We start from the raw sequence: 23061 nt of genomic DNA on the forward strand, positions 1-23061 counted from the left end.
GCCGTTGCCGCCGCCTAGACGCGCCCGACATGCTTGCCAGCCTCGCCTCTATCGACACCTGGATCTTCGATCTGGACAACACGCTCTATCCGGCGCGCGCGAATTTGTTTGCGCGCATCGACGCCCGGATGACTGCCTATGTCGCGCGCCGCCTCGGCCTGCCCGAGCAAGAGGCTCGTGATGTCCAGAAAGAATACTTCCATCGCCACGGCACGACGCTGACCGGGCTGATGGCGGATCATGGCGTCGATCCGCACGAATTCCTCGCCGAGGTGCACGATGTCGAGATGGATGTGCTGGAGCAGGACGCGCCGCTCGCCGCCGTGATCGCGCAACTGCCCGGTCGCAAGCTGGTCTTTACCAACGGTGACAAGCCCTATGCGCTGAAGGTGCTCGACCGGCTGGGTCTGGGCGAGAGTTTCGAGGCCGTGCACGACATCCATGCGATGAACCTCGTCCCCAAGCCGCACCCGTCGGCCTATGCGGGTCTGTGCGCAGCGTTCGGCATCGACCCGACCCGGGCCGCTTTCTTCGAGGATATGGCGCGTAATCTAACACCGGCGAAGGCGATCGGCATGACCACGATCTGGGTCGACAACGGGTCCGAACAAGGGCCTGAGCCGCGCCGCGATCATATCGACTACACCGTCCACGACCTAGCGCCGTGGCTGCAGCATATCATGGAGGCATCATGAGCCAGCATCTGGCGACCGTCATCGACACTGCGTGGGAGGATCGCGCGAATCTGGGCTTCGATACCGGTGGCGAGGTTCGCGACGCGGTCGAGGCGGCGCTCGCCTCGCTCGACGCGGGCGAGGCGCGCGTCGCCGAGCCGGACGGTGAAGGCGGCTGGCGGGTCAACCAATGGCTGAAGAAGGCGGTGCTGCTCAGCTTCCGCCTCAACGACAATGTCGTCATGCCGACCGGGCATTTCGACAAGGTGCCGCTGAAATTCGCCGATTGGGACGAGAGCGCGTTCCGTGCCGCGGGCTTCCGCGCGGTGCCCGGCTCCGTCGTCCGCCGCGGCGCCTTCATCGGCAAGGGCGCGATCCTGATGCCCAGCTTCGTCAACATCGGCGCCTATGTCGGTGAGGGCACGATGGTCGATACCTGGGCGACGGTGGGGTCGTGTGCCCAGATCGGCAAGAACGTCCATCTGTCGGGCGGTGCGGGCATCGGCGGCGTGCTGGAGCCGTTGCAGGCGGACCCGGTCATCATCGGCGATGGTGCCTTCATCGGCGCGCGGGCGGAGGTCGCCGAGGGCGTGCGCGTAGGCGAGGGGGCGGTGCTGTCGATGGGTGTCTATCTCGGCGCCTCGACCAAGATCGTCGATCGTGCCACCGGCGAAGTGTTCAAGGGCGAGGTGCCGCCCTATGCGGTCGTCGTGCCGGGCTCGATGGGCGGCGGCGACGGCAAGCCCGGGCTGTATTGCGCGGTGATCGTGAAGCGCGTCGATGCTCAGACGCGGAGCAAGACCAGCATCAACGAATTGCTGCGGGATTGACCGAATAGCACTTGCCCTCCAGCCTCGACCCGTCTTCCGTCATCCCGGCGAACACCGGACTGCGGACGGGTGGGGAAGGTCGGCTGACGTAGAGCGTGACGCATCCGCCACACGTTCCCGCGAACGCTCCGATCGGCGAACCAAAGCCGGATCGATCCGTTATCGGCTTCGGCGGTGCATCGCCGCGCGGATTTCTCGACAGGTTTCGATGACGTTTTCTCCCTTGCGCGCGGCTGCGGCCAGCTTCGTTTCCCTGCTGCTCAGCGGTGCGGCGCAGGCGCAACAGGTGGATGTCGGTGCTTCGCCGCCCGCTCCGGATGCTGCAGAGGCGGCGCCGGACAGCAGTCCGGGCGATACCCGTCGGCGTCCCGCGACACCGATCAGCCGTGCGCGCGATACGTCGCCGTCCGCGTTGATCGGTGACACGCAGAGTTCGCCGCCGGCCGGCCTGATCGGTGACTGGCAGACGATCCGGACGCGGCTGGGTGAGCGCGGCATCGGCGTCACCGCGCGCTACGCCTCGGAAAGCGGCTATAATTTTGCGGGTGGCGACCGGAAGCTGTTTCGCGAAACGGGCCAGTTCGATGCGGGCGTGTTGTTCGATCTCGACAGGCTGATCGGGCTGACCGGCGGTGCGCTTCAGGCGACCGTGACGTGGCGGCGCGGGCGTAATCTGACCAGCGATGCTGGCATCGATTCGCTCCAGCAGGTGCAGGAGGTGTACGGGCGCGGGCAGACGGTGCGCGTGACGCAGCTCTGGTACGAACAGCGCATCGGTCCCGCGGTCGAGATCAAGCTCGGCCGTACCAACCCGGGCGAGGATTTCGCGGTCTTTTCCTGCCATTTCATGAATCTCAGCTTCTGCGGCGCACAGCCGGGCAATCTGGTCGGCGATTACTGGCAGAACTGGCCGGTTGGGCAGTGGGGCGCGCGTATCCGCGTCTCCTTGCCCCGGGACCTGTACGTCCAGGGCGGGGTGTACGAGATCAATCCGCGCAACCTCGACAACAGCTTCTTCATTGCGCGGTTCAAGGGCGCGACGGGCGTGCTGATCCCGGTCGAGATCGGCTGGACACGGGGCGGCAATACCGGGGAGCGCGGCGGCAACGTCGGGTCGTACAAGGTCGGCGGCTGGATCGGCACCGCGGATGGCGAAGACGTGCTGTTGGACCGTAACCGCAACGCGGGCATCGTCACCGGGCTGTCGCCACTTCGACGATCGAGTCGTTACGGCGTCTATGCGACGATGCAGCAGCAGCTGACCGGCACGTCGAAGGACGGCAAGTCGCTGACCGGGCTGTCGATGTTCGCCAATGTGACGCAGGCCGATCGCGCGACCTCGGTAACGGACAATCAGGTGTCGCTGGGGTTGTTCTACAAGGGTCTGGTGCCGGCGGTGCCGGGTGACGTGCTCGGCTTCGGTTTGGCGCGCACCAACGTGAACGGGCGCGCGGCGCGCACGGACCGGCTGGTGCCGGGAACCGCGGTGCGACACGCCGAATATGCGGCAGAGGTGTATTACAGCATCCATCCCGCCGACTGGCTCGAACTGCGGCCCAACCTGCAATACATCCATTATCCCGGCGGGATACGGCAGGCGGACGACGTTGGTTTGCTGGGTATGAAGGCAGCGATCACGCTGTAGATCGGCGGTGACCGCTTCCATGCTCGACAAGCCCGACGCACGGGCGTATCGACTTGTTATACACGTTAAACAAAGGGAACAGCATGCCCGACGCCAGCCCCAATTCGAGCCAAGTTCTCGACCGCGTTCTCGTCCTCGAAATGGTGCGCGTGACCGAGGCGGCGGCGATCGCCGCGTCGACGCTGACGGGGCGTGGCGACGAGAAGGCGGCCGATGCCGCGGCTGTCGAGGCAATGCGCGAAGCGCTGAACGAGCTCGACATGGACGGGACGGTGGTCATCGGCGAGGGCGAGCGCGATGAGGCGCCGATGCTGTTCATCGGCGAAAAGGTCGGCACGGGCAAGGGACCGGCGATCGACATCGCGCTCGATCCGCTGGAAGGCACGACGATCTGCGCCAAGGCAGGCCCGAACAGCCTCGCCGTGCTGGCGATCTCGGAAAAGGGGGGTCTGCTCAATGCGCCAGACGTCTACATGGACAAGATCGCGGTCGGGCCGAACCTGCCTGCCGGGATCATCGACCTCGACAAGACGCCGACCGAGAACGTGAACGCGATCGCCGCCGCGAAGGGCGTCAAGCCGAGCGACATTATCGCCTGCGTCCTCGATCGACCGCGACACGAGGCGCTGATCGCCGAATTGCGCGGCATCGGTTGCGGCGTGATGCTGATCGGCGACGGTGATGTGGCTGGCGTCATCGCGACCGCGGATCCGGACACCACGATCGACGTCTACATGGGCTCCGGCGGCGCTCCCGAAGGCGTGCTGGCCTGCGCCGCGCTGCGCTGCGTGGGCGGCCAGTTCAAGGGTCGCCTGCTGTTCCGCAACGACGACGAACGCGGCCGTGCGCGGAAGTGGGGGATCGAAGACCTCGACAAGCAATACGATCTCGAGGAGCTAGCCAAGGGCGACTGCATCTTCGCCGCAACCGGCGTCACCGACGGTTCGCTGCTGGAAGGCGTCAAGCGTCGCAAGGGCAAGATGACGACCGAGAGCGTCGTGATGCGCGCCTCGACGGGCACCGTGCGCTGGGTAAAGGGCGAGCATCGTACTGCGTGACGGGATGATGCGGCCCGACGGGCTTACCGTCGTTGCTTCGCCTCGCCCGCAATGACGAACCCGGTGTTGTTCTTTACTCTCTGTCACCACGGACGTGTTCCGGGGTCCACTGCGCCGCTTGGGGGAGTGCCTGAGCCTCAAGCCTTTCCGTTGCGGCACGGTGGACCCCGGGCACGTCCGGGGTGACGGATTGCATGGAGCGGGCGAGTGCCTGCCTTCGGGCGGCGAATTCCCGGTTTCCTGACCGTCCCGCTATGGGTGAGCGATGCTGGTCTTCATCCTCCTCACGCTGACCCTGGCGTATCAGGCTGCGTTGCTGCGGCGTGGCGGCATGTTCGCGCCCCTCCGCCTGCGTCTGGCGTCGCGTCATCTGCGCGGAGCGTCGGCTTTGTGGCTCGGCTATGGCCTCCCGGCGCTGCTCGGCCTGCTCGCGACGGTGCGGCTCGCCGGCCTTGCGCACCTCCCGCCGGAATTCCTGCCGTTGGCCTGGTATGTGGGGGTGCCGCCCGGGTCGATCGGTATCGCGCTCGTGCTGGTCGGACTGGGTGCGGGCAGCCTGCTCGGGCTGGTACTGACATGGTGGCGGGCGCGTCGTGGGCGAGCGCCATGGACCGCGGGCGACGTGCGATCGATCATGCCGGCGAGCGACGCCGATCTGTGGCCGGCCGCGGTGCTGGCGGTGTCGGCGGGGGTGGCGGAGGAGTTGTTCTATCGGCTGTGGCTGCCGCTGATCGTCGCCATGGCCAGCGGATCGGGAACCGCGGGGGTGATCGTCGGCACGCTCTGCTTCGCGGCGATGCACCGCTATCAGGGCTGGGCTGGTGTCGCCGCCAACACGATCGGCGGCGGGCTGCTCATGGCGCTCTACATGGGCAGCGGGGCCTTATGGTTGCCGATCGTGGTGCATGCGCTGGTCGACCTCAACGCGCTGGTGCTGAGACCGGCGCTGTCCGCACGCTGGCGGCGGCGGTTCAGTTCTTCAGTCGCCAGCCGCTCTTGAAGATCCACGCGATCACCGCGAGGCACGCCACCAAGAATCCGAGCGTCACCCCCAGGCTGACCGCGATATCGACGTCGCCCTTGCCGAAGAAGCTCCAGCGGAACCCGCTGACGAGGTAGACGACCGGGTTGAACAGGCTGACCGTCCGCCACGCCGGGGGCAACATGTCGATCGAATAGAAACTGCCGCCCAGAAAGGTCAGCGGGGTGATGAGCAGCATCGGCACAAAGTTCAATTGCTCGAAGCTCTTCGCCCAGATGCCGAGAATGAAGCCGAACAGGCTGAACGCCACCGCGGTCAGCAGCAGAAACGCGATCATCGCGCCGGGATGCAGGACCGTGATCGGCACGAAGAACGACGAGGTCGCAAGGATGATAAAACCCAGCACCACCGATTTGGTCGCCGCCGCGCCGACATAGCCGAGTACCATCTCCATCGACGAGATCGGCGCGGAGAGCAGTTCGAAGATCGTGCCGGTGAATTTGGGAAAGTAGATGCCGATCGAGGCATTGCCGACGCTCTGGGTCAGCAGCGACAGCATGATGAGGCCGGGAACGATGAAGCTGCCATAAGCGATACCGTCCACCGTCTGCATCCGGCTGCCGATCGCGCCGCCGAAGACGATGAAATACAGGCTGGTCGTCAACACCGGCCCGACGAGGCTCTGCCACAGGGTGCGCAGCGACCGCGCCATTTCGAAGCGATAAATCGCCCAGATGCCGTGCAGGTTCATGCGCGTGTCTCCACCAGATCGACGAAGATATCCTCAAGGCTCGATTTGGAGGTTTCGAGGTCCTTGAAGCCGATGTGGCGGTCGGCCAGTTCGCGCAGCAGCGACGGGATGCCGGTATGCTCCTCGGTCGCGTCGAAGACGTAGCGCAGCGTCCGGCCGTCGTTGACGAGGCTGAGCTGCCAGCGTTCGAGGCCCGGCGGCACCGCGTCGAGCGGATCGACCAGCGCAAGGTCGAGTTCGCGCTTGCCGAGTTTCTTCATCAACGCGGCCTTGTCCTCGACCAGCAACAGGCGGCCCTGGTTGATGACGCCGACGCGGTCGGCCATCTCTTCGGCTTCCTCGATATAATGCGTCGTCAGGATGATGGTGGTACCGCGTTCGCGAAGGCCGTGCACCAGCTTCCACATGTCGCGGCGCAAGGCGACGTCGACGCCGGCGGTGGGTTCGTCGAGGAACAGGATTTCGGGTTCGTGCGCCAGTGCCTTGGCGATCAGCACGCGGCGCTTCATCCCGCCGGACAGCTCCATGATCTTGGCATCGCGCTTGTCCCACAGCGACAGGTCGCGCAGCACCTGTTCGATATAGCCGCTATGCCCCGATCGGCCGAACAGCCGGCGCGAGAAGGTAACGGTGGCGAGCACGGTTTCGAACATGTCGACCGACAGTTCCTGCGGCACCAGCCCGATGCGGCTGCGCGCGGCCTTATAGTCGGCGATCGCGTCGTGCCCGGCGACGTGGATGGTCCCGGTCGAGGGGGTGACGATGCCGCAGACGATGCTGATGAGCGTCGTCTTGCCCGCACCGTTGGGACCGAGCAGCGCGAAGATCTCGCCCTTGTTGATCGTCAGATCGACGTGGTGGAGCGCGGTGAAGCCGCCCTTATACGTCTTGGACACGCCGGCGATGGCGAGGATCGGTTCTGGCATGGAAGTCCCCCTGTGGCCGCGGAGATAGGGGGCGGGATGGGGGAGTGCTAGTGGCCGTAAATCTCATTCCTCCCCCGCGAGGGGGAGGGGGACCGTTCGGCGTTAGCCGAATAGTGGAGGGGGAGGTAGGCGACGCCCTCTGCAATAGGTTCGTCGCTTGCCTCCCCCTCCGTCACCGCTTCGCGGCGCCACCTCCCCCTGTCGGGGGAGGAATAGGACATCGATCAGCTCGCGCGCGCGGCGGCGATGGCTTTTTCGATTTCCTCGATCGGCAGCGCGCCTGACAGGATACGGTCGCCGACGACCCAGCTCGGCGTGCCGTTCATGCCCAGCTTCGCCGCAGTCTGCATGTTCTTGGCGATTTCGGCGTCTACCGCGGCGACGTCGATCGCGGCGAGCGATACGCCCGCCTTTGCCGCGGCGGTCTTGATCGAGGCGTCGCTGACCGGGCCTCCCGCATAGAGCGCGTCGTGGAAGCCGAGGAACTTGCCCTGCTGTGCCGCCGCCAAGCTGGCGCGGGCGGCGATGCGGCTCTCGTCGGACAGGATCGGCAGGTCGCGATAGACGACGCGCAGCTTGGGATCGCGCTTGATGAGGTCGGCGATCAGCGGCAGCGACGCACGGCAATAGCCGCAGTTATAGTCGAAATATTCGACCAGCGTGACGTCGCCCTTGGGGTTGCCGGCCCAGGCGCTGCCGAACGGCGTGGTGATCGCGTCGCGGTTGGCGGCGACCGCCTGTTCCGATTGCTGCTCCTGCAATTTCTGCATCGCCTGCGGGATAATCTCCGGGTGGGCGAGGACGTAATCGTGGACGACGCGTTCGATGCGGGCCTGATCGGCGCCACCGGGTGCGGCGAAGCGATCATAGCTGAAGACGGCGCCCGCGCCGATCACCGCGCCAAGGCCGGCGATCAGCGGTAAAGTATAGCGTTTCACCGTTTTTTGTACTTCTTCGGGTTGTCGTCCATGTCGTTCTGCGCGGTCATCGCGATGTCCTGCGCGCGAATCCAGTCGGACGTGTTGGCGGGAATGTTGGCGAGCGCATAGCGCGCGCTCTGCGCGGCGGTGCGGTGATCGCCGTTCATGCTGGCGCGCTCGGCGGTGGCGAGCGCGGCGCGGGCGGTGTCGCCAGTCAGTTCATAGGCGGTGCCGAGCTGATACCAGGCGAAGGGGTTTTCATCGTCGCGACCGGTGGCGACGCGCAGCACCTTGATCGCTTCGGGATAGTTCGCCTTGTTCTCGGTCGCGATCAGCGCGTGGCCGAAGGTGGTGGCGATCAACGCGTTGTTGCGGGTGCCCTCGGTCGCGGCGCGCAACGGCGCGATCGCCTCGACCGGGCGGCCGGCTTCGAGCAGGATCTGGCCGCGAACCTCCTGAAAATACGGGTCGTTCGGATCGGCCTTGATGAGCGCCAGCGATTCCACGTCCGCCTTGTCCGGGTAGCCTGCCTTGTGAAAGGCATAGGCGCGGGCATAATGGCCGTAGATGCTGGTGTCGGTTTCGGGGAAATCCCGGAGCGTCCGGTCGGGCGTCATCACATAGCCCTCCAGCTTGGCCTTCACCCGGCGGAAGCGTTCCTCCAGCGCCGGGTCGGACGGCTTGTTCCACGCCGGCGAGGCTTGCAGGTCGGCGGTCAGATGCGCGATGCGGTCGCCGGACAGCGGGTGCGTCTGCATGAACGGGTCGATATTCTCGACGCCGTAGCGATATTCCTGCTGCTGGAGCGTCTTGAAGAAACTCAGCATGCCCTTGCCGGTAATGCCGGCGGTGGTGAGATAGCGCGCGCCGGCGGCGTCGGCGGCGGATTCCTGCGTGCGGCTGAACGACAGATATTTGCCCATGCCGGCGGACTGGCCGAGTGCCATGATCCCGGCGCCCGCCTCTCCCGCGCCCGCTGCGATCGCGGCGAGGCCGAGGACCATCGACAGCAGGGTAATGTTCATCGCCGGCTTGATGCCCGCATCCGCCAGCACGACGTGGCCGTCGGCGATATGGCCGAGTTCGTGCGCGATCACGCCCTGCACCTGATTGGCGTTGGCCGCTGCCTGCAACAGGCCCGAGTGGACGTAGACGGTCTGGCCGCCGGCAACGAAGGCGTTGATCGATTCATCGTTGATGAGGACGACCTTGACGTCGCGTGGACTGAGGCCGGCGGCTTTTACCAGCGGCACCGACATATCGGCGAACATCGCCTCCGTCTCGGCATCGCGCAAGATCGACTGGGCGTAGGTCGGCTGAGCAAACAACAGCGTGGCCGTCGCGGCGGCTAGGGCGAAGCGCTTCATAGGGCAGGACCGCTGAGGGTGGGCACGAGGTGAAGCATAGGCACCGGGGCGGGTAAGGTCACGGGTAAACGGGCGTGCATGCGACGGGATGTAGTTCGCCGCGGTGAACGGCGGGTGAGCGGGCAAGGCTGGCAACCATCCGCGAACCTGCTACACGCCATTTCCAGTATCATGGCGTCCGAAACTCCCCGCATCACCCGATTCACCGTGTTCCGCGACAAGGGCGGCGTGCGCGGACTGACGCGCCGCCTGTGGGCACGCTGGTGGGTCAAGGGGCTTGCGATCCTCGCCGGGATCGGCCTGATCGCTTATGGCGTTTTGTGGGTGACGATCCTGCGCGGGCTGCCGTCGGTCGATCAGCTGCGCACCTATGAACCGCCGCTGCCGACCAACGTGCGCGGCATCGATGGCACGCCGATCCAGTCCTATGCGCGCGAGCGGCGGGTAGAGCTGAGCTTCGCCGAATATCCACCGATGCTGGTTCGCGCTTTCCTCGCGGCGGAAGACAAGACGTTCTTCGAGCATCACGGGGTCGATTACCCGGGCCTTGCCGGTGCGGTGATCGATTACGTGCAGAAGTTCGGCAGCGGCCGGCGCGCCAAGGGCGGATCGACGATCACCCAGCAGGTCGCGAAGAACCTGTTGATCGGCAATGAATATTCGCCGACGCGTAAGCTTAAGGAGGCTATCCTCGCCTATAAGATCGAGGATGCGTTGACCAAGCCGCAGATCCTGGAGCTGTATCTCAACCAGATTGCGCTGGGACGAAACGCGTTCGGTGTCGAGGCGGCGAGTCATGCATATTTCGACAAGGAACTCGACGAGCTGACGCTGGCGCAGCTCGCCTATCTGGCGATCCTGCCCAAAGGTCCCTCCAACTACGATCCCGTGCGCAACGCCGATCGTGCGATGACGCGGCGCAATTACGTGCTGGGGGAGATGCTGCGCAACGCGTTCATCAGTCGCGCGCAATATACGCAGGCGATGGGCGAGCCGCTCGGCACAATCCTGCGCCGGACGCCCAAGTATGAGCGTGTCGGCGGCTATTTCGTCGAAGAGGTCCGGCGGCAGTTGATCGACAAGTTCGGCGAGACCGACCGGGACGGGCCGTACAGCGTCTACGCCGGCGGTCTGTGGGTGCGGACGTCGCTCGACACGCGGTTGCAGAATCTGGCGGCGGAGGCGCTGCGCGACGGTCTGTTGCGCTACGACCGAGGGCGCGGCTGGTCCGGGCCATTGCGCCATGTCGAACTGCGTGAGGACGGGTCGTGGTTGCAGCCATTGCTCAATACCAACATCGGGCTCGACTACGGCAATTGGCGGGCTGCGATCGCGATCGCGCGCGACGGCAATGCGTGGAGCATTGGTTTCGCCGACGGCAAGACCGGCTCGCTGCCGCGCTGGGCGGCGCAGATGCCGGTGCGTGGCAAGGGCGGCACCAGCTTCGCCGCGATCGAGCCGGGCGACATCATCGCGGTCGCGCCAAGCCAGGAATCAGGGGAGGGCGACGAATTCGCGCTGCGATCGGTGCCGAAGGTGTCCGGCGGCTTCGTCGTCGAGGAGCCGGCAACGGGCCGCGTGCTGGCGATGCAGGGTGGGTTCGACAGCCGGTTGCAGGCGTTCAACCGCGCGACGCAGGCGCTGCGCCAGCCGGGATCGACGATCAAGCCGATCGTCTATTCCTCCGCGCTGGAGAATGGCATGACGCCGGCGTCGATCATCGTCGACGGGCCGTTCTGCGTCTATCAGGGCGCGCGGCTGGGCCAGAAGTGCTTCCGCAACTTCGGCAACATGCGCGCCGCGGGGCCGCACACGATGCGCTGGGGCATCGAACAGTCGCGCAACCTGATGACCGTGCGCGCGGCGGCGACCACCGGGATGCCCAAGGTCGTGAATACGATGAAGCGGATGGGGGTGGGCGATTATCAACCGTACCTCGCCAACGCGCTCGGCGCGGGCGTCACCACGGTGACGCGCATGGTCAATGCCTATGCGACCCTCGCCAACAACGGACGGGCGCACAGTCCGACGCTGATCGATTTCGTACAGGACCGGCACGGCAAGGTGATCCTGCCGGAGAACTGGCGCGCCTGCGACGGCTGCAACGCGAAGGAATGGAACGGCAAACAGATGCCGCGACCGGCCGATCGCACGCGACAGGTGATCGATGCGATGACCGCCTATCAGATGGTGCATATCACGGAAGGCGTGATCCAGCGCGGTACCGCGGTCGTGCTGCGCGATCTTGACCGGCCTATGTTCGGCAAGACAGGTACGACAACGGGGCCGACCGACGTATGGTTCGTCGGCGGTACGCCGCAGTTCGTCGGCGGGCTGTACGTCGGCTACGATACGCCGACCAACCTCGGCGGTTATGCACAGGGCGGGACCTTCGCGGCACCGATCTTCAAGCAGTTCGCGATCAAGGCATATGAGGGGCTGGAGAAGCTGCCGTTCCGTGCGCCCGCCGGCATCCGCATGGTCCGCATCGATCGCGGCAGCGGGCGCCCGGTGTATGGCACCTTTCCGACCGATACCGATCCGAAGGCGGGTGTGATCTGGGAAGCGTTCAAGCCGCAGAGCGAACCGCGTCGGGCAATCCGCCGTGGCGGCCCCGCGCCGGCCGCGGTCGCGACGGCGGCGCCGAAGCGGGCCGAGGCGCCGCGCGACAGCGATTTCTTGCAAAGGGAAGGCGGAATCTACTAGCGCCGCGTCCTATATAGGCGCTTCCCCGTCCAACCTGATTTTTCCGGAGAGTTTCCATGCGCGCCGAAGCGCAATCCCACGTCGACAGCATCAAGGAGGCACTGGCGCTGCTGCGTCGGTTCCTCGACTGGGATCGTGCGCTGCGCCGTCTCGACGAGCTGAACGCCCGCGTCGAGGATCAGGCGTTGTGGAACGATCCCAAGGCCGCGCAGGAGGTGATGCGCGAACGTCGCCGGCTCGACGAGGCCGTGACCGCGACGCGGGCGATCCAGTCCGAGATGGACGACACGGTCGAGCTGATCGAGATGGCCGAGGCCGAGGGCGACACGGCCATGGAGCTGGAGGGCGTCGAAGCGCTCGCCGCGCTTGCCAAGCGGGCCGACCACGACAAGATCCAGGCGCTGCTGGCGGGCGAGGCGGATGCCAACGATACCTATGTCGAGATCAACTCGGGCGCCGGCGGCACCGAGAGCCAGGACTGGGCGGGCATGCTCCAGCGGATGTACACGCGTTGGGCCGAACGCCGCGGCATGAAGGTGGAACTGATCGACTATCACGCCGGCGAACAGGCCGGAATCAAGTCGGCGACGCTGCTGATCAAGGGCGAGAACGCCTATGGCTATGCCAAGACCGAGAGCGGCGTGCACCGGCTGGTGCGGATCAGCCCGTATGACAGCGCGGCGCGGCGGCACACGAGCTTTTCGAGCGTGTGGGTCTATCCGGTCATCGATGACGACATTCAGGTCGAGTATAACGAGAGCGACCTGCGCATCGATACCTACCGAGCTTCCGGCGCCGGCGGGCAGCACATCAACACGACCGATTCGGCGGTGCGCATCACGCACATCCCGACGGGTATCGTCGTGCAGTGCCAGAACCAGCGTTCGCAGCACAAGAACAAGGCGGAAGCGTACAACCAGCTCCGCGCGCGTCTGTACGAGCGCGAGTTGCAGATCCGCGAGCAGGCGGCAAATGCCGAGAATGCGACCAAGACCGATATCGGCTGGGGGCATCAGATCCGCAGCTATGTGCTCCAGCCGTACCAGCTGGTGAAGGACCTGCGCACCGGCACGACCTCGACCGCGCCGAGCGACGTGCTCGACGGTGATCTCGACCCGTTCATGGCGGCGGCCCTGTCGCAGCGCGTGACCGGCGAGAAGGTCGAGGTGGAGGACGTCGATTGATCCTGCGCCGGACTCTGGCCGTGACCGCGCTGGGCGGGCTGTCGCTTGTCCTGACGGGATGCGACGGGTCCAAGCCGCTGATCAAGCGCGCGGAAAAGGCCGAAAAGTTTCCCGCCGCCGATCGCCCGGTCGCGCACATCGTCTCGTCGCGCTGGTCGAACGAAGAGGCGCGCGATCGGCTGAACGAGGCCGGCGAGGTGATGGACAAGGCGGGTATCGCCAAGGGCATGACCGTCGCCGATATCGGTGCGGGCGAAGGCTATTATACGATCAGGCTGGCGCAGCGCGTTGGCGCGGAAGGCCGGGTGCTTGCGGAGGACATCGTCGCCAGCGTCCGCGACACGCTGGCGGAGCGTGTGGCGCGCGAGGATCTCGAGAATGTGTCGGTCCGCCTCGGCGCACCGGCCGATCCCAGGCTGCCGGTCGCGAGTTTCGACCGGGTGCTGATGGTGCATATGTATCACGAGATCGAGCAGCCATATGAATTCCTGTGGCGGCTGCGGCCATCGTTGAAGCCGGACGGGCTGGTGGTAGTCGTCGACGCCAATCGCCAGACCCAGAACCACGGTACGCCGCCGGCGCTGCTGCGATGCGAGTTCGCGGCGGTGGGCTATCGTCAGGTAGCCACCAGCGAGATGCCGTCCGCCGGCGGCTATATGGCGACCTTCCGTGCGGTCGGGCCCCGGCCGAAGCCGGAAGCGATCAAGGGATGCGTGTTGCGCTGACCCGACCAGTCGTCGGCGACGGCGTGGTCACATCCATCCCCCCTCACGCAGACTGACGGCCCGGTCAGCCGTCAGGATCAGATGGTCTACCACCGCGATATCGACCGCCGCGGCGATCCGGATGAGGTCGCGGGTGTAGCCAAGGTCGGCGGCACTCGGCGTCGCCACGCCGCCGGGATGGTTATGGGCCAGCACCAGCGCCGCGGCGTCGAGACGTAGAGCCTCGCTCAGGATAATGCGGAAAGGCGGAGCGATGGCCGCCATCGTGCCGCTGAAATCGGAACGGCCCAACAACATCCATTCCGGATCGAGATACAGGACGACCGCCCGTTCGATTGCGCTGTCGGCGACGGCTCCGCAAAGCGCGACGACACTTGCGGCGTCGACGATGCACGGCGTGGCGGGGGCAGCCGTCATGCTTCCCCTTGCCACCTGTGTCCCCGCATGTACGGCCGGGCGAATCCGTTTCGGCGGCATGCTTGGCGACTCACGACATCCGCGTTAGGTCCGCGGCATGCGCCAATATCTCGACCTTATGGACCGCGTGCTGACCAGCGGTGCCGAGCAGATGGACCGGACCGGCACCGGCACGCTGTCCGTGTTCGGGGCGCAGATGCGCTTCGACCTGCGGCGGGGTTTTCCGGTCCTCACCACCAAAAAGCTGCACCTGCGATCGATCATCATCGAATTGCTGTGGTTCCTGCGCGGCGACACCAACGTCCGCTGGTTGCAGGATCGCAAGGTCAGCATCTGGAACGAATGGGCGGATGCGGACGGCGATCTGGGGCCGGTCTATGGCAAACAATGGCGCGACTGGGAGACGGCGGACGGGCGCCACATCGACCAGATCCGGGACCTGATCGAGCAGATCAGGACGCAGCCCGCCTCGCGTCGCCAGATCGTGTCGGCGTGGAACCCCGGTGAACTGCACGCGATGGCGCTGGCCCCGTGCCATTGCCTGTTCCAGACACATGTCGCGAACGGCCGCCTGTCGTTGCAGCTCTACCAACGTTCGGCGGACATCTTCCTCGGTGTGCCGTTCAACGTCGCGAGCTATGCATTGCTGACACACATTCTGGCGCAGCAATGCGGGCTGGAGGTCGGCGACTTCATCTGGACCGGTGGCGACTGCCATCTGTATTCGAATCATCTGGATCAGGCGCGACTGCAATTGACGCGCGATCCCGGGCCGCTGCCGCGGCTGGAGATCGTGCGGACGCCGCCGGCGATCGATGCGTACGAATATGAGGATTTCGTGCTGCACGGCTATGAGGCGCAAGCGCACATCAAGGCGCCGGTGGCGGTGTGATCAGCTTTCACCTCGCACGGGCCGATAATGGCGTGATCGGACGGGACGGCGGCTTGCCGTGGCGGTTGCCCGCGGATTTGAAGCGGTTCAAGGCGCAGACGATGGGCCGGTCGATGGTAATGGGTCGCAAGACGTTCGAGAGCTTCCCGGCGCCATTACCGGACCGCCGGCATATCGTGCTGACACGCGATCGTGCGTGGGCCGCCGTGGGAGCGGAGGTGGTGCATTCGGTGGAGGATGCCCTGGCGATGGCCGGGGACGATGTGGCGGTGATCGGCGGCGCGGAGGTATTTGCGTTGTTCCTCGATCGCGCGGACCGGGTGGAACTGACCGAAGTGCACCTGGAGGCGGAAGGCGACGTGAGCATGCCGGCGTTCGATGGCTGGCGCGAGGTGTCGCGAGAGGATGTCGCCGCCGAGGGGGGGCGTCCGGCGTATAGCTTCGTGACGCTGCTGCGCTGACCATCGTTCCTCCCGCGTAAGGGGGGAGGTGGCGCCGCGAAGCGGTGACGAAGGGGAGGTAAGCGGCGTCCTGCGCAATAATCCGCCGCCCGCCTCCGCCTCCGCCTCCACCACCTGCTGACGCCGAACGGTCCCCCCTGGTCAGGGAGGACGTGTGCACGACCTATCTTCGTTGTTCCCGCTCCCGCATACTCCTCCCACGGAGCGTGCGACTCCGCAGGTGGAGGGCGTGGATGCGGAAGTGGCTGATCGCTGGCGGCGTGCTCGTCCTGATGGCGCCGGTGGCCTTCTTCGGGATTGCGCCCGGCGTCGTCGAGCGGTCGATGAACGTCGTCGCGCCCGTACCGATCCGGATCACGCCGCAGGCGCGGGCGCTGCACCGGACGCTTGCCATAGCCGACATGCATGCGGACACGCTGCTCTGGAACCGCGACCTGCTCGACCGGGGCACGCGGGGGCAGGTCGACCTGCCGCGGCTGGAAGAGGGGAATGTCGCGCTCCAGATATTCTCGTCGGTCACCAAGACCCCGAAGCACCAGAATTACGACGCGAACGGTGCCGACACCGACAATATCACGCTGCTGACGGTGGCGCAGATGCAACCGCCACGCACATGGACGTCGCTGTTGCAACGCTCGCTGTGGCATGCTGCCAAACTGCGGCGATCGGTCGCCGGATCGGACGGGCGGCTGCGGCTGGTGCGCAGTCCCGCCGATCTCGGCCGGCTGATGCAGGCGCGGCGCGACTGGACGCACTGTTTCGGCGAGCATTGCCTGACCGGGCCACCGGTCGGCGCGATGCTGTCGATCGAGGGTTTGCAGGATCTCGAAGGCAATATCCGCAACCTCGACCGATTGCATGCGGCAGGATTCCGGATGGCGGGGATGGCGCACTTCTTCGACAACGAGGTCGCGGGGTCGATGCACGGTATCGCCAAGCGCGGGCTGACGCCGCTGGGCCGTCAGGTGATCGCGCGCATGGAGGCGAAGGGCATGATCGTCGACGTCGCGCATGCCAGTCATGCTGCGGTCGCCGATATCCTGCGCGTCGCGCGTAGACCGGTGGTTTCGAGCCACGGCGGGATGCAGGCCACCTGCAAGGCCAACCGCAACCTGACCGACGATGAAATCCGTGGGATCGCAGCGACCGGCGGCGTGGTGGGCATCGGCTATTGGGAAGCGGCGGTATGTTCGAACACCCCGGCGGCCGTGGCGCGGGCGATTGCGCACGTCCGCGATCTGGTGGGGGTGGATCACGTCGGACTGGGATCGGATTTCGACGGGGCAGTGACGACCGGGTTCGATACCGGCCAGCTCGTCGGGATCACGCAGGCGCTGCTCGATCGCGGCTTCACCGCGGACGAGGTGGCCAAAGTGATGGGCGGCAACGTCCTTCGGGTACTGCGTGCGGGGATGGCGCCCGCTGTTGCCCCGGGCGCGCGCCAGCCGTAAGGCGCCGACGATGGAGCGGCTGGACGGCGGCTCGACGGTGCCGCCGCATCTGGCTGGCGGGATCGTCGCGCTCGGCAATTTCGATGGCTTTCACCTCGGGCACCAGGCGGTGGTCGGGCGAGCAGTGGCGCGCGCGCGGGCCGAGGGGCGACCGGCGCTGGTCGCGACGTTCGATCCGCATCCGGTGCGGCATTTCCGGCCCGACACCGCGCCGTTCCGGCTGACGACGCTCGATCAGCGCCAGCGGTTGTTCGCCGGCGCCGGGGTCGATGCGATGGTGGTGTTCCACTTCGACGGTGATCTGGCACGGGTGTCGGCAGAGCAGTTCATCGCCGACCGGTTGCACGCCAATCTGCAGGTTGCGGGTGTCGTGACGGGGGAGGACTTCACCTTCGGCAAGGGCAAGAGTGGCGACGTGGGCTTGCTGGCGACACGCGGCGGGGTGCATGGTTTCGTCGCGGAAACGGTGGGTGCCGTGACGCTGGATGGCGAACCGGTGTCGTCGACGCGCATCCGCGATGCGTTGCGCGGCGGTGACCCGCGCGCGGCGGCGCGACTGCTGACGCGACCCTTCACGATCGAAGGCGTGGTGCAGCACGGCGACAAGCTGGGGCGGACGATCGGCTATCCGACCGCCAACGTCGACTTGGGAAAATATTTGCGGCCCGCCTACGGCATCTATGCGGTGACCGGGCGATTGTCCGATGGACGGGTGCTGAAGGGCGCTGCGAACCTGGGCATCCGCCCGACGTTCGATCCGCCCAAGGAATTGCTGGAGCCGTATTTCTTCGACTTCGCCGACGATCTGTACGGCCAGACGATCGAGGTGGCGTTGATCGAATATCTGCGTCCCGAAGCGAAGTTCGACGGGTTCGATGCCCTGACCTCGCAGATGGAGCGGGATTGCGCCCGTGCGAGGGCGCTGCTGGATGCTTAACCAAAGTCGTTTATGCGCTTTGTGCTGCTCGACTCACACGGTAAGACCCCCGCACTTATGACCGACGCCCCTGCTACACCCCCGGTCGCCGCCAAAGATTGGCGCGACACCGTCTTCCTGCCGAAGACCGATTTTCCGATGAAGGCGGGGCTCGCCGCGAAGGAACCGGTGATCCTGGAGCGCTGGGCGAAGATCGGCGTCTACGACCGCTTGCGCGAACAGCGCAGCGGTCGCGAGAAGTTCATCCTGCACGACGGCCCGCCCTACGCCAATGGCGACATCCACATGGGCCATGCGATGAACAAGGTGCTGAAGGACATCATCGTCCGCAGCCAGTCGCTGATGGGCAAGGACGCGCCCTATGTTCCGGGCTGGGACTGCCACGGCCTGCCGATCGAATGGAAGGTCGAGGAGGCGTATCGCGCCAAGAAGCAGAACAAGGACGAGGTGCCGGTCGCGCAGTTCCGCGCCGAATGCCGTGCCTATGCCGATCGTTGGGTCGGCGTGCAGCGCGACCAGTTCCAGCGGCTTGGCGTGATGGGCGACTGGGCCGACCCGTATCTGACGATGAACTACGACGCCGAGGCGACGATCGTCGGCGAATTGCTCAAGTTCGCCGAGAGCGGCCAGCTGTATCGCGGCGCCAAGCCCGTCATGTGGTCGCCGGTCGAAAAGACCGCGCTGGCCGAGGCGGAGGTCGAATATGAAGACATCGTCTCGACCCAGATCGACGTCGGGTTCGAGATCGCATCTGCGCCCGAGGCCGACGTGCTGGTCGGCGCGACTGCGGTGATCTGGACGACGACGCCGTGGACGATCCCGGTCAATCAGGCGCTCGCGTACAATCCGGCGCTCGATTACGTGCTGTTCGGTTGCGGCGGGCGGCGGTTCCTCGTCGAGGAAAATCTGATGGGTGCGTTCATGAAGCGCACCGGCATCCAGATGGAGGAATTCCTCGCGCTGGTGAAGGGTGCTGCGCTGGAGGGCGCGACCGCGCTGCATCCGATGCATGCGCTCGGCGGGTTCTTCGCGAAGCCGCGGCCGTTCCTGCCGGGCGAGTTCGTGACGCGCGATGCGGGTACGGGCCTCGTCCATATGGCGCCGGATCATGGCGAGGACGATTTCCTGCTGTGCAAGGCGCATGGGCTGGAGCCGGTGTTCGCGGTCGACGGCGCGGGCATGTACCGTGCCGACTGGGGCTGGCTCGGCGGGCAGGGCAGCGTCATCAACAAGAAGTTCGTCAGTGCCGATGGACCGATCTGTACCGATCTGCGCGAGGCAGGTGGCCTGCTGTCGGCATCGGATGATTTTGCGCACAGCTATCCGCATTCGTGGCGGTCGAAGGCGAAGGTGATCTTCCGCGCGACCCCGCAATGGTTCATCCCGATGGATCGCGCCATCCTGAACGGCGGAGAGGGGGCGAGCAACGGCGCGACGCTGCGCGAAACCGCGCTCGACGCGATCGAGCACACCCGCTGGGTGCCCGCGCGCTCGCAGAACCGCATCCGATCGATGGTGGAAGGACGGCCTGACTGGGTCATCAGCCGCCAGCGCGCCTGGGGCGTGCCGATCGCGCTCTACGTGCATCGCGAAACGGGCGAGTATCTCAATGATCCCGCGGTCAACGCCCGGATCATCGCCGCCTTTCGCGAAAACGGTGCGGATGCGTGGTTCACCGCGGACCATCAGTTGCTGCTCGGGGCGGAATACGACCTCGCCAATTATGAGCCGCAAAAGGACATTCTCGACGTCTGGTTCGACAGCGGCTGTACGCATGTCTTCACCGTCGAGGCGCGCTATGGCGCAGACGTTCGCGCCAACCTGTATCTGGAGGGCAGCGACCAGCATCGCGGCTGGTTCCAGTCGTCGCTGCTCGAAAGCTGCGGCACCCGCGGCCGCGCGCCCTATGACGCGGTGCTGACCCACGGCTTCGCGCTCGACGGGCAGGGGCGCAAGATGTCGAAGAGCCTCGGCAACGTCGTCGATCCGCTCAAGATCATTGGCGAAAGCGGCGCGGACATCCTGCGCATGTGGGTCGCCTCGACGGATTATTTCGACGACGTGCGGATCGGCAAGGAAGTGCTGTCGACCGCGTCCGACGCCTATCGCAAGCTGCGCAACACGTTCCGTTACATGCTCGGCGCGCTCGACGGGTTCGACGAGAGCGAACGCGTCGCGGTCGAGGCGATGCCGGAGCTGGAACGCTACGTCCTGACGCTGCTTGGTCAGTTGGACATGGACCTGCGCGAAGCGGCGGACGGTTTCGAACTCAACCGCTATCTGCGCCGCCTGACCGATTTCGCGAATGAGGATCTGTCGGCGTTCTTCTTCGATATCCGCAAGGATTCGCTGTATTGCGACGGCGCGACCGATCCGAAGCGGCGCGCGTACCGGACGGTGCTCGACACGCTGTTCCATGCTCTGGTCCGGTATGCCGCACCGATCCTGTGCTTCACCGCCGAAGAGGTCTGGCAGGCGCGTTTCCCGAGCGAGGACGGCTCGGTGCATTTCCTCGAATGGCCCGAACTGCCGGCATTGCCGGGCGATCAACCGCTGAGCACCGACTGGGCCGACGTTCGCCGCCTGCGCACCACAGTGACAGAGGCGATCGAGCCGCTGCGCCGCGAGAAGACGGTACGCTCCAGCCTCGAAGCCGAGGTGACGGTGCCGGATATGCCGCTGTCGGCGGATGCGCTGGCGGAGACGTTCATCGTCGCGCGTGTGTCGCAGGCCGAAGATGTCGGCGTCACCCGCACCGATTACCTGAAGTGCGGACGCTGCTGGCGGCATCTGCCCGAAGTGAGCGCGGACGGCGAATTGTGCGCGCGCTGCGAGGACGTGGTCGGTCATGCGTAATGCTCCGATCGCGGGCTTCGTGACCGCGGCCGTATTGTTCCTTGCGGATCAGGCGTCGAAGATCGCGGTGACTGATGGCTTGCAGCTCAACGAGTTGACGGCCGAACGCGTCATCACGCCGTTCTTCAACCTGCGCTTCGTCGCCAACCACGGTATTTCGCTGGGACTGCTCCACGCCGACACCAACACCATGCGCTGGGCGCTGGTGGCGATGACCGGCGCCATCGCGGTCGCGGTCGCGGTGTGGATGACGCGCGAGCCGAACCGCGCCGACCGTATAGCGCTGGGCGCAATCCTGGGCGGTGCGCTCGGCAACATCGTCGATCGCGTGCGCTTTGGCTATGTCGTCGATTTCGCCGACCTGCATTTCGGCGACTGGCGGCCGTTCCTCGTCTTCAACGTCGCCGATGCGGCGATCACCCTCGGTGTGCTGGTGCTGCTTGTCCGCGCGCTCCTGATGCGCGACAAGCGCGATGTTTCCTCGGAGAATCCCCATGCGTAAGTCAGTTCCGATTCTCGCCGGCCTCGCCTGCGTCGTCCTCCTCTCCGGTTGCGCCAAGAGCGGCTACGATCGCGCTCGTCCGGACGAATTCGCCGTCGCGCGGCAGGCCCCGCTGGTAATCCCGCCCGATTATTCGCTGGTCCCGCCACAGCCCGGCGCCGCCCGCCCACAGGACAACGCGACGCAGGCCCAGACGCTAAATGCGCTGTTCGGCGGCAATACGCAGCGCTCCGCGGCGGAGAACGGCGTCGTGACCCAGGCGGGCGGGGAAAGCGCGGACGCAGGTATCCGATCGTCGGTCGGCGATCCGTCGACCAACGTCGTCGACAAGGGCGCGACGACCCGGGACATCGTCGCCGCGCCGGAGGGCGATGGTCAGGACGCGAAGGCTTCGGCGCAATAGTCCGGGCGATCGTCATGGCGAGCGCAGCGAAGCAATCCGGCGTTCCGCGTGGAGCCCCGGGTCGCTCGCTGTGATCATACTGACGGGGCGCGGTCGCGGAAGCCGCTCAGTCTTCGCGGCGGCTGCGGATATAGATTTCCTGCCGCGGCACGGGCACGACGATGCCGTTGTCCTTGAACATCCACCACAAGCGGTTGAGCACGTCGGATTTGACGTTGCCGACGCCGCTTTCCGGATCACTGATCCACGCGAGGATCTCGTGCTCGACGGCATAATCGCCATAGGACGTCAGCCAGACGTTAGGCTTGGGGCTGTTGAGCACGCGGGGTGAATCGGTCGCCGCCTTCAGCATCAGTTCCTGTGCCAGCCTGAGGTCGCTTTCATACGCCACCCCGACGGGGATGCGGACGCGAACGTTGCGGTTGGTGTAGGACCAGTTCTCCACCTCCTGCGTCATCAGATTCTCGTTTGGAATCAAATGCTCCTTGCCGTCGCGCGTAACGACGGACACGGCGCGCACGCCGATCTTGTTGACCCAGCCGAAGCTGTCGCCGACGACGATCACGTCGCCCGGCTTGATCGACCGGTCCATCAGCAGGATGATGCCGGCGATCAGATTGCCGATCGTCTTTTGCAGGCCGAAACCGACCGCGAGCCCGAATGCGCCCGAAAAGACGGCGAAGGCGGTGAGGTCGATGCCGAGCAGGTCGATACCGATGAAGAAAGCGGCGATGACGACGGCGATCGCCGCGATCTTCTGGCCCAGCAGCTTCTGCGTCGCGTCAAGTCCGTTTGAACGACCGATGGCGTGACCGATGATGCGGTTGGCGAGCCGCACGATCGCGATCAGCGAGATCGACACGATCAGGATCGTCACCAGCGACAACAGCGAGAAGCGGCGTGCGCCGACGTTGAACCCGACGAGGTCGAGCGTGTCGCTGATCGGCTGCAATCCGCCGACCGCGCGGCTGAACAGGCCGACGAACAGGATCCCGGCGACCAGCCACGACGCCCAGCGCGGGATGCCGACGCCGCGGAGCAGCTGGTGCATAAACAGCGCCGTCGCCGAGCCGAGCGCCAGCCCGATCGGCACCCCGGCATAGGCGTGCCAGCTATATGCGTTGGCGACGATCGCCAGCGCCAGCGCGCAGCTGCCGTGACGGACGATCAGGCACATGCGGGGGCCGAGCCCCTCGGCATGATTGGCGACGTGCGCCTTCCACGCGGTGGCGAGCCGCTGGCCGATCGTACGTCCGGCCAATACGCCGAGCACGAGGCAGAGAAGCACCAGCCCACCGGCTGCGGCAGTCTCGATCGCATCGGCCTGCGTCGGCAGCGGCAGGCCGGTTTCCCGCCACCAGCCGCGCAGCGTCG

General features: G+C 65.9%; 21 protein-coding genes. 15 read left to right on the forward strand and 6 right to left on the reverse strand.

Going from position 1 to position 23061, the window contains the following annotated elements:
* Positions 1-29 precede the first annotated feature (29 nt).
* The 5 genes from LRA87_RS02030 to LRA87_RS02050 all read left to right on the forward strand — a co-directional run bounded on the left by LRA87_RS02030 (position 30) and on the right by LRA87_RS02050 (position 5207).
* The gene (locus tag LRA87_RS02030; protein ID WP_230628733.1) at positions 30-695 is read left to right on the forward strand and encodes a pyrimidine 5'-nucleotidase; all 666 of its coding nucleotides are present in this window, start codon (positions 30-32) and stop codon (positions 693-695) included.
* Entirely contained in the window at positions 692-1504 is an 813-nt protein-coding gene (dapD, locus tag LRA87_RS02035; protein ID WP_230628734.1) for a 2,3,4,5-tetrahydropyridine-2,6-dicarboxylate N-succinyltransferase, read from the forward strand. Before LRA87_RS02030 ends, dapD begins: the two co-directional genes overlap by 4 nt.
* Before the next feature lie 208 nt (positions 1505-1712).
* Positions 1713-3149, forward strand: a complete 1437-nt coding sequence (locus LRA87_RS02040) for a carbohydrate porin (protein ID WP_230628735.1) — start codon at positions 1713-1715, stop codon at positions 3147-3149.
* Between the two features lie 83 nt (positions 3150-3232).
* Positions 3233-4207: a class II fructose-bisphosphatase gene (gene glpX / locus LRA87_RS02045; protein ID WP_230628736.1), complete on the forward strand. Its 975-nt coding sequence runs from the start codon at positions 3233-3235 to the stop codon at positions 4205-4207.
* A gap of 265 nt (positions 4208-4472) precedes the next feature.
* Positions 4473-5207 carry a CPBP family intramembrane glutamic endopeptidase gene (locus LRA87_RS02050; RefSeq protein ID WP_230628737.1) on the forward strand — a complete coding sequence of 245 codons (735 nt, stop codon included), beginning with the start codon at positions 4473-4475 and terminating at the stop codon, positions 5205-5207.
* Here LRA87_RS02050 and LRA87_RS02055 read toward each other — a convergent pair.
* The 4 genes from LRA87_RS02055 to LRA87_RS02070 all read right to left on the reverse strand — a co-directional run bounded on the left by LRA87_RS02055 (position 5179) and on the right by LRA87_RS02070 (position 9153).
* Positions 5179-5940, reverse strand: a complete 762-nt coding sequence (locus tag LRA87_RS02055; protein WP_230628738.1) for an ABC transporter permease — start codon at positions 5938-5940, stop codon at positions 5179-5181. The genes LRA87_RS02050 and LRA87_RS02055 overlap by 29 nt on opposite strands.
* Positions 5937-6866 (reverse strand): ABC transporter ATP-binding protein, encoded by a 930-nt coding sequence (locus LRA87_RS02060; RefSeq protein ID WP_230628739.1) that lies wholly within the window; start codon positions 6864-6866, stop codon positions 5937-5939. The genes LRA87_RS02055 and LRA87_RS02060 overlap by 4 nt, the downstream gene beginning before the upstream one ends.
* 224 nt (positions 6867-7090) lie before the next feature.
* Positions 7091-7804, reverse strand: a complete 714-nt coding sequence (locus LRA87_RS02065) for a DsbA family protein (protein ID WP_230628740.1) — start codon at positions 7802-7804, stop codon at positions 7091-7093.
* Positions 7801-9153, reverse strand: coding sequence for a M48 family metalloprotease (locus tag LRA87_RS02070; protein ID WP_230628741.1), 1353 nt, complete (start codon positions 9151-9153; stop codon positions 7801-7803). Before LRA87_RS02070 ends, LRA87_RS02065 begins: the two co-directional genes overlap by 4 nt.
* A 171-nt stretch (positions 9154-9324) precedes the next feature.
* Here LRA87_RS02070 and LRA87_RS02075 point away from each other — a divergent pair, with 171 nt between their 5' ends.
* Genes LRA87_RS02075 through LRA87_RS02085 form a run of 3 tightly spaced genes read left to right on the forward strand, consistent with a single transcriptional unit; the run spans position 9325 to position 13768 of the window.
* Positions 9325-11859, forward strand: coding sequence for a penicillin-binding protein 1A (locus LRA87_RS02075; protein WP_230628742.1), 2535 nt, complete (start codon positions 9325-9327; stop codon positions 11857-11859).
* Between the two features lie 56 nt (positions 11860-11915).
* The gene (gene prfB, locus LRA87_RS02080; protein WP_230628743.1) at positions 11916-13043 is read left to right on the forward strand and encodes a peptide chain release factor 2; all 1128 of its coding nucleotides are present in this window, start codon (positions 11916-11918) and stop codon (positions 13041-13043) included.
* Positions 13040-13768 carry a class I SAM-dependent methyltransferase gene (locus LRA87_RS02085; protein ID WP_230628744.1) on the forward strand — a complete coding sequence of 243 codons (729 nt, stop codon included), beginning with the start codon at positions 13040-13042 and terminating at the stop codon, positions 13766-13768. The genes prfB and LRA87_RS02085 overlap by 4 nt, the downstream gene beginning before the upstream one ends.
* Positions 13769-13795: 27 nt before the next feature.
* Here LRA87_RS02085 and LRA87_RS02090 read toward each other — a convergent pair whose 3' ends face one another.
* Positions 13796-14185, reverse strand: a complete 390-nt coding sequence (locus tag LRA87_RS02090) for a JAB domain-containing protein (protein ID WP_230628745.1) — start codon at positions 14183-14185, stop codon at positions 13796-13798.
* A gap of 97 nt (positions 14186-14282) precedes the next feature.
* On the opposite strand from LRA87_RS02090, the gene LRA87_RS02095 reads away from it, so the two are divergent.
* From LRA87_RS02095 to LRA87_RS02125, 7 genes are all read left to right on the forward strand, one after another.
* Positions 14283-15077, forward strand: coding sequence for a thymidylate synthase (locus LRA87_RS02095; protein ID WP_230628746.1), 795 nt, complete (start codon positions 14283-14285; stop codon positions 15075-15077).
* Positions 15074-15538, forward strand: a complete 465-nt coding sequence (locus tag LRA87_RS02100) for a dihydrofolate reductase (RefSeq protein ID WP_230628747.1) — start codon at positions 15074-15076, stop codon at positions 15536-15538. The genes LRA87_RS02095 and LRA87_RS02100 overlap by 4 nt, the downstream gene beginning before the upstream one ends.
* A gap of 233 nt (positions 15539-15771) precedes the next feature.
* Positions 15772-16989, forward strand: coding sequence for a dipeptidase (locus LRA87_RS02105; RefSeq protein WP_230628748.1), 1218 nt, complete (start codon positions 15772-15774; stop codon positions 16987-16989).
* A gap of 10 nt (positions 16990-16999) precedes the next feature.
* The gene (locus LRA87_RS02110) at positions 17000-17926 is read left to right on the forward strand and encodes a bifunctional riboflavin kinase/FAD synthetase (protein WP_230628749.1); all 927 of its coding nucleotides are present in this window, start codon (positions 17000-17002) and stop codon (positions 17924-17926) included.
* A 57-nt stretch (positions 17927-17983) separates the two neighbouring features.
* Positions 17984-20782, forward strand: a complete 2799-nt coding sequence (gene ileS, locus LRA87_RS02115; RefSeq protein ID WP_230628750.1) for an isoleucine--tRNA ligase — start codon at positions 17984-17986, stop codon at positions 20780-20782.
* Positions 20775-21284, forward strand: coding sequence for a signal peptidase II (lspA, locus tag LRA87_RS02120; protein WP_230628751.1), 510 nt, complete (start codon positions 20775-20777; stop codon positions 21282-21284). The genes ileS and lspA overlap by 8 nt, the downstream gene beginning before the upstream one ends.
* Positions 21277-21687, forward strand: coding sequence for a DUF3035 domain-containing protein (locus LRA87_RS02125; RefSeq protein WP_230628752.1), 411 nt, complete (start codon positions 21277-21279; stop codon positions 21685-21687). The genes lspA and LRA87_RS02125 overlap by 8 nt, the downstream gene beginning before the upstream one ends.
* A 106-nt stretch (positions 21688-21793) precedes the next feature.
* On the opposite strand, the gene LRA87_RS02130 is transcribed toward LRA87_RS02125, so the two are convergent.
* Positions 21794-23056, reverse strand: coding sequence for a mechanosensitive ion channel family protein (locus LRA87_RS02130; RefSeq protein ID WP_443024831.1), 1263 nt, complete (start codon positions 23054-23056; stop codon positions 21794-21796).
* Between the last annotated feature and the right edge of the window lie 5 nt (positions 23057-23061).

The sequence above is a fragment of the Sphingomonas sp. Leaf37 genome (assembly GCF_920939475.1).
Lineage (GTDB): Bacteria > Pseudomonadota > Alphaproteobacteria > Sphingomonadales > Sphingomonadaceae > Sphingomonas.

Coding starts and splice junctions, on each gene's coding strand:
- prfB (WP_230628743.1), top strand. CDS start 11,916: ATGCGCGCCGAAGCGCAATCCCACGTCGACAGCATCAAGGAGGCACTG.
- LRA87_RS02070 (WP_230628741.1), bottom strand. CDS start 9,153: ATGAAGCGCTTCGCCCTAGCCGCCGCGACGGCCACGCTGTTGTTTGCT.
- LRA87_RS02090 (WP_230628745.1), bottom strand. CDS start 14,185: ATGACGGCTGCCCCCGCCACGCCGTGCATCGTCGACGCCGCAAGTGTC.
- LRA87_RS02095 (WP_230628746.1), top strand. CDS start 14,283: ATGCGCCAATATCTCGACCTTATGGACCGCGTGCTGACCAGCGGTGCC.
- LRA87_RS02105 (WP_230628748.1), top strand. CDS start 15,772: ATGCGGAAGTGGCTGATCGCTGGCGGCGTGCTCGTCCTGATGGCGCCG.
- LRA87_RS02060 (WP_230628739.1), bottom strand. CDS start 6,866: ATGCCAGAACCGATCCTCGCCATCGCCGGCGTGTCCAAGACGTATAAG.
- LRA87_RS02040 (WP_230628735.1), top strand. CDS start 1,713: ATGACGTTTTCTCCCTTGCGCGCGGCTGCGGCCAGCTTCGTTTCCCTG.
- glpX (WP_230628736.1), top strand. CDS start 3,233: ATGCCCGACGCCAGCCCCAATTCGAGCCAAGTTCTCGACCGCGTTCTC.
- LRA87_RS02110 (WP_230628749.1), top strand. CDS start 17,000: ATGGAGCGGCTGGACGGCGGCTCGACGGTGCCGCCGCATCTGGCTGGC.
- LRA87_RS02050 (WP_230628737.1), top strand. CDS start 4,473: ATGCTGGTCTTCATCCTCCTCACGCTGACCCTGGCGTATCAGGCTGCG.
- LRA87_RS02075 (WP_230628742.1), top strand. CDS start 9,325: ATGGCGTCCGAAACTCCCCGCATCACCCGATTCACCGTGTTCCGCGAC.
- LRA87_RS02055 (WP_230628738.1), bottom strand. CDS start 5,940: ATGAACCTGCACGGCATCTGGGCGATTTATCGCTTCGAAATGGCGCGG.
- ileS (WP_230628750.1), top strand. CDS start 17,984: ATGACCGACGCCCCTGCTACACCCCCGGTCGCCGCCAAAGATTGGCGC.
- LRA87_RS02125 (WP_230628752.1), top strand. CDS start 21,277: ATGCGTAAGTCAGTTCCGATTCTCGCCGGCCTCGCCTGCGTCGTCCTC.
- LRA87_RS02030 (WP_230628733.1), top strand. CDS start 30: ATGCTTGCCAGCCTCGCCTCTATCGACACCTGGATCTTCGATCTGGAC.
- dapD (WP_230628734.1), top strand. CDS start 692: ATGAGCCAGCATCTGGCGACCGTCATCGACACTGCGTGGGAGGATCGC.
- lspA (WP_230628751.1), top strand. CDS start 20,775: ATGCGTAATGCTCCGATCGCGGGCTTCGTGACCGCGGCCGTATTGTTC.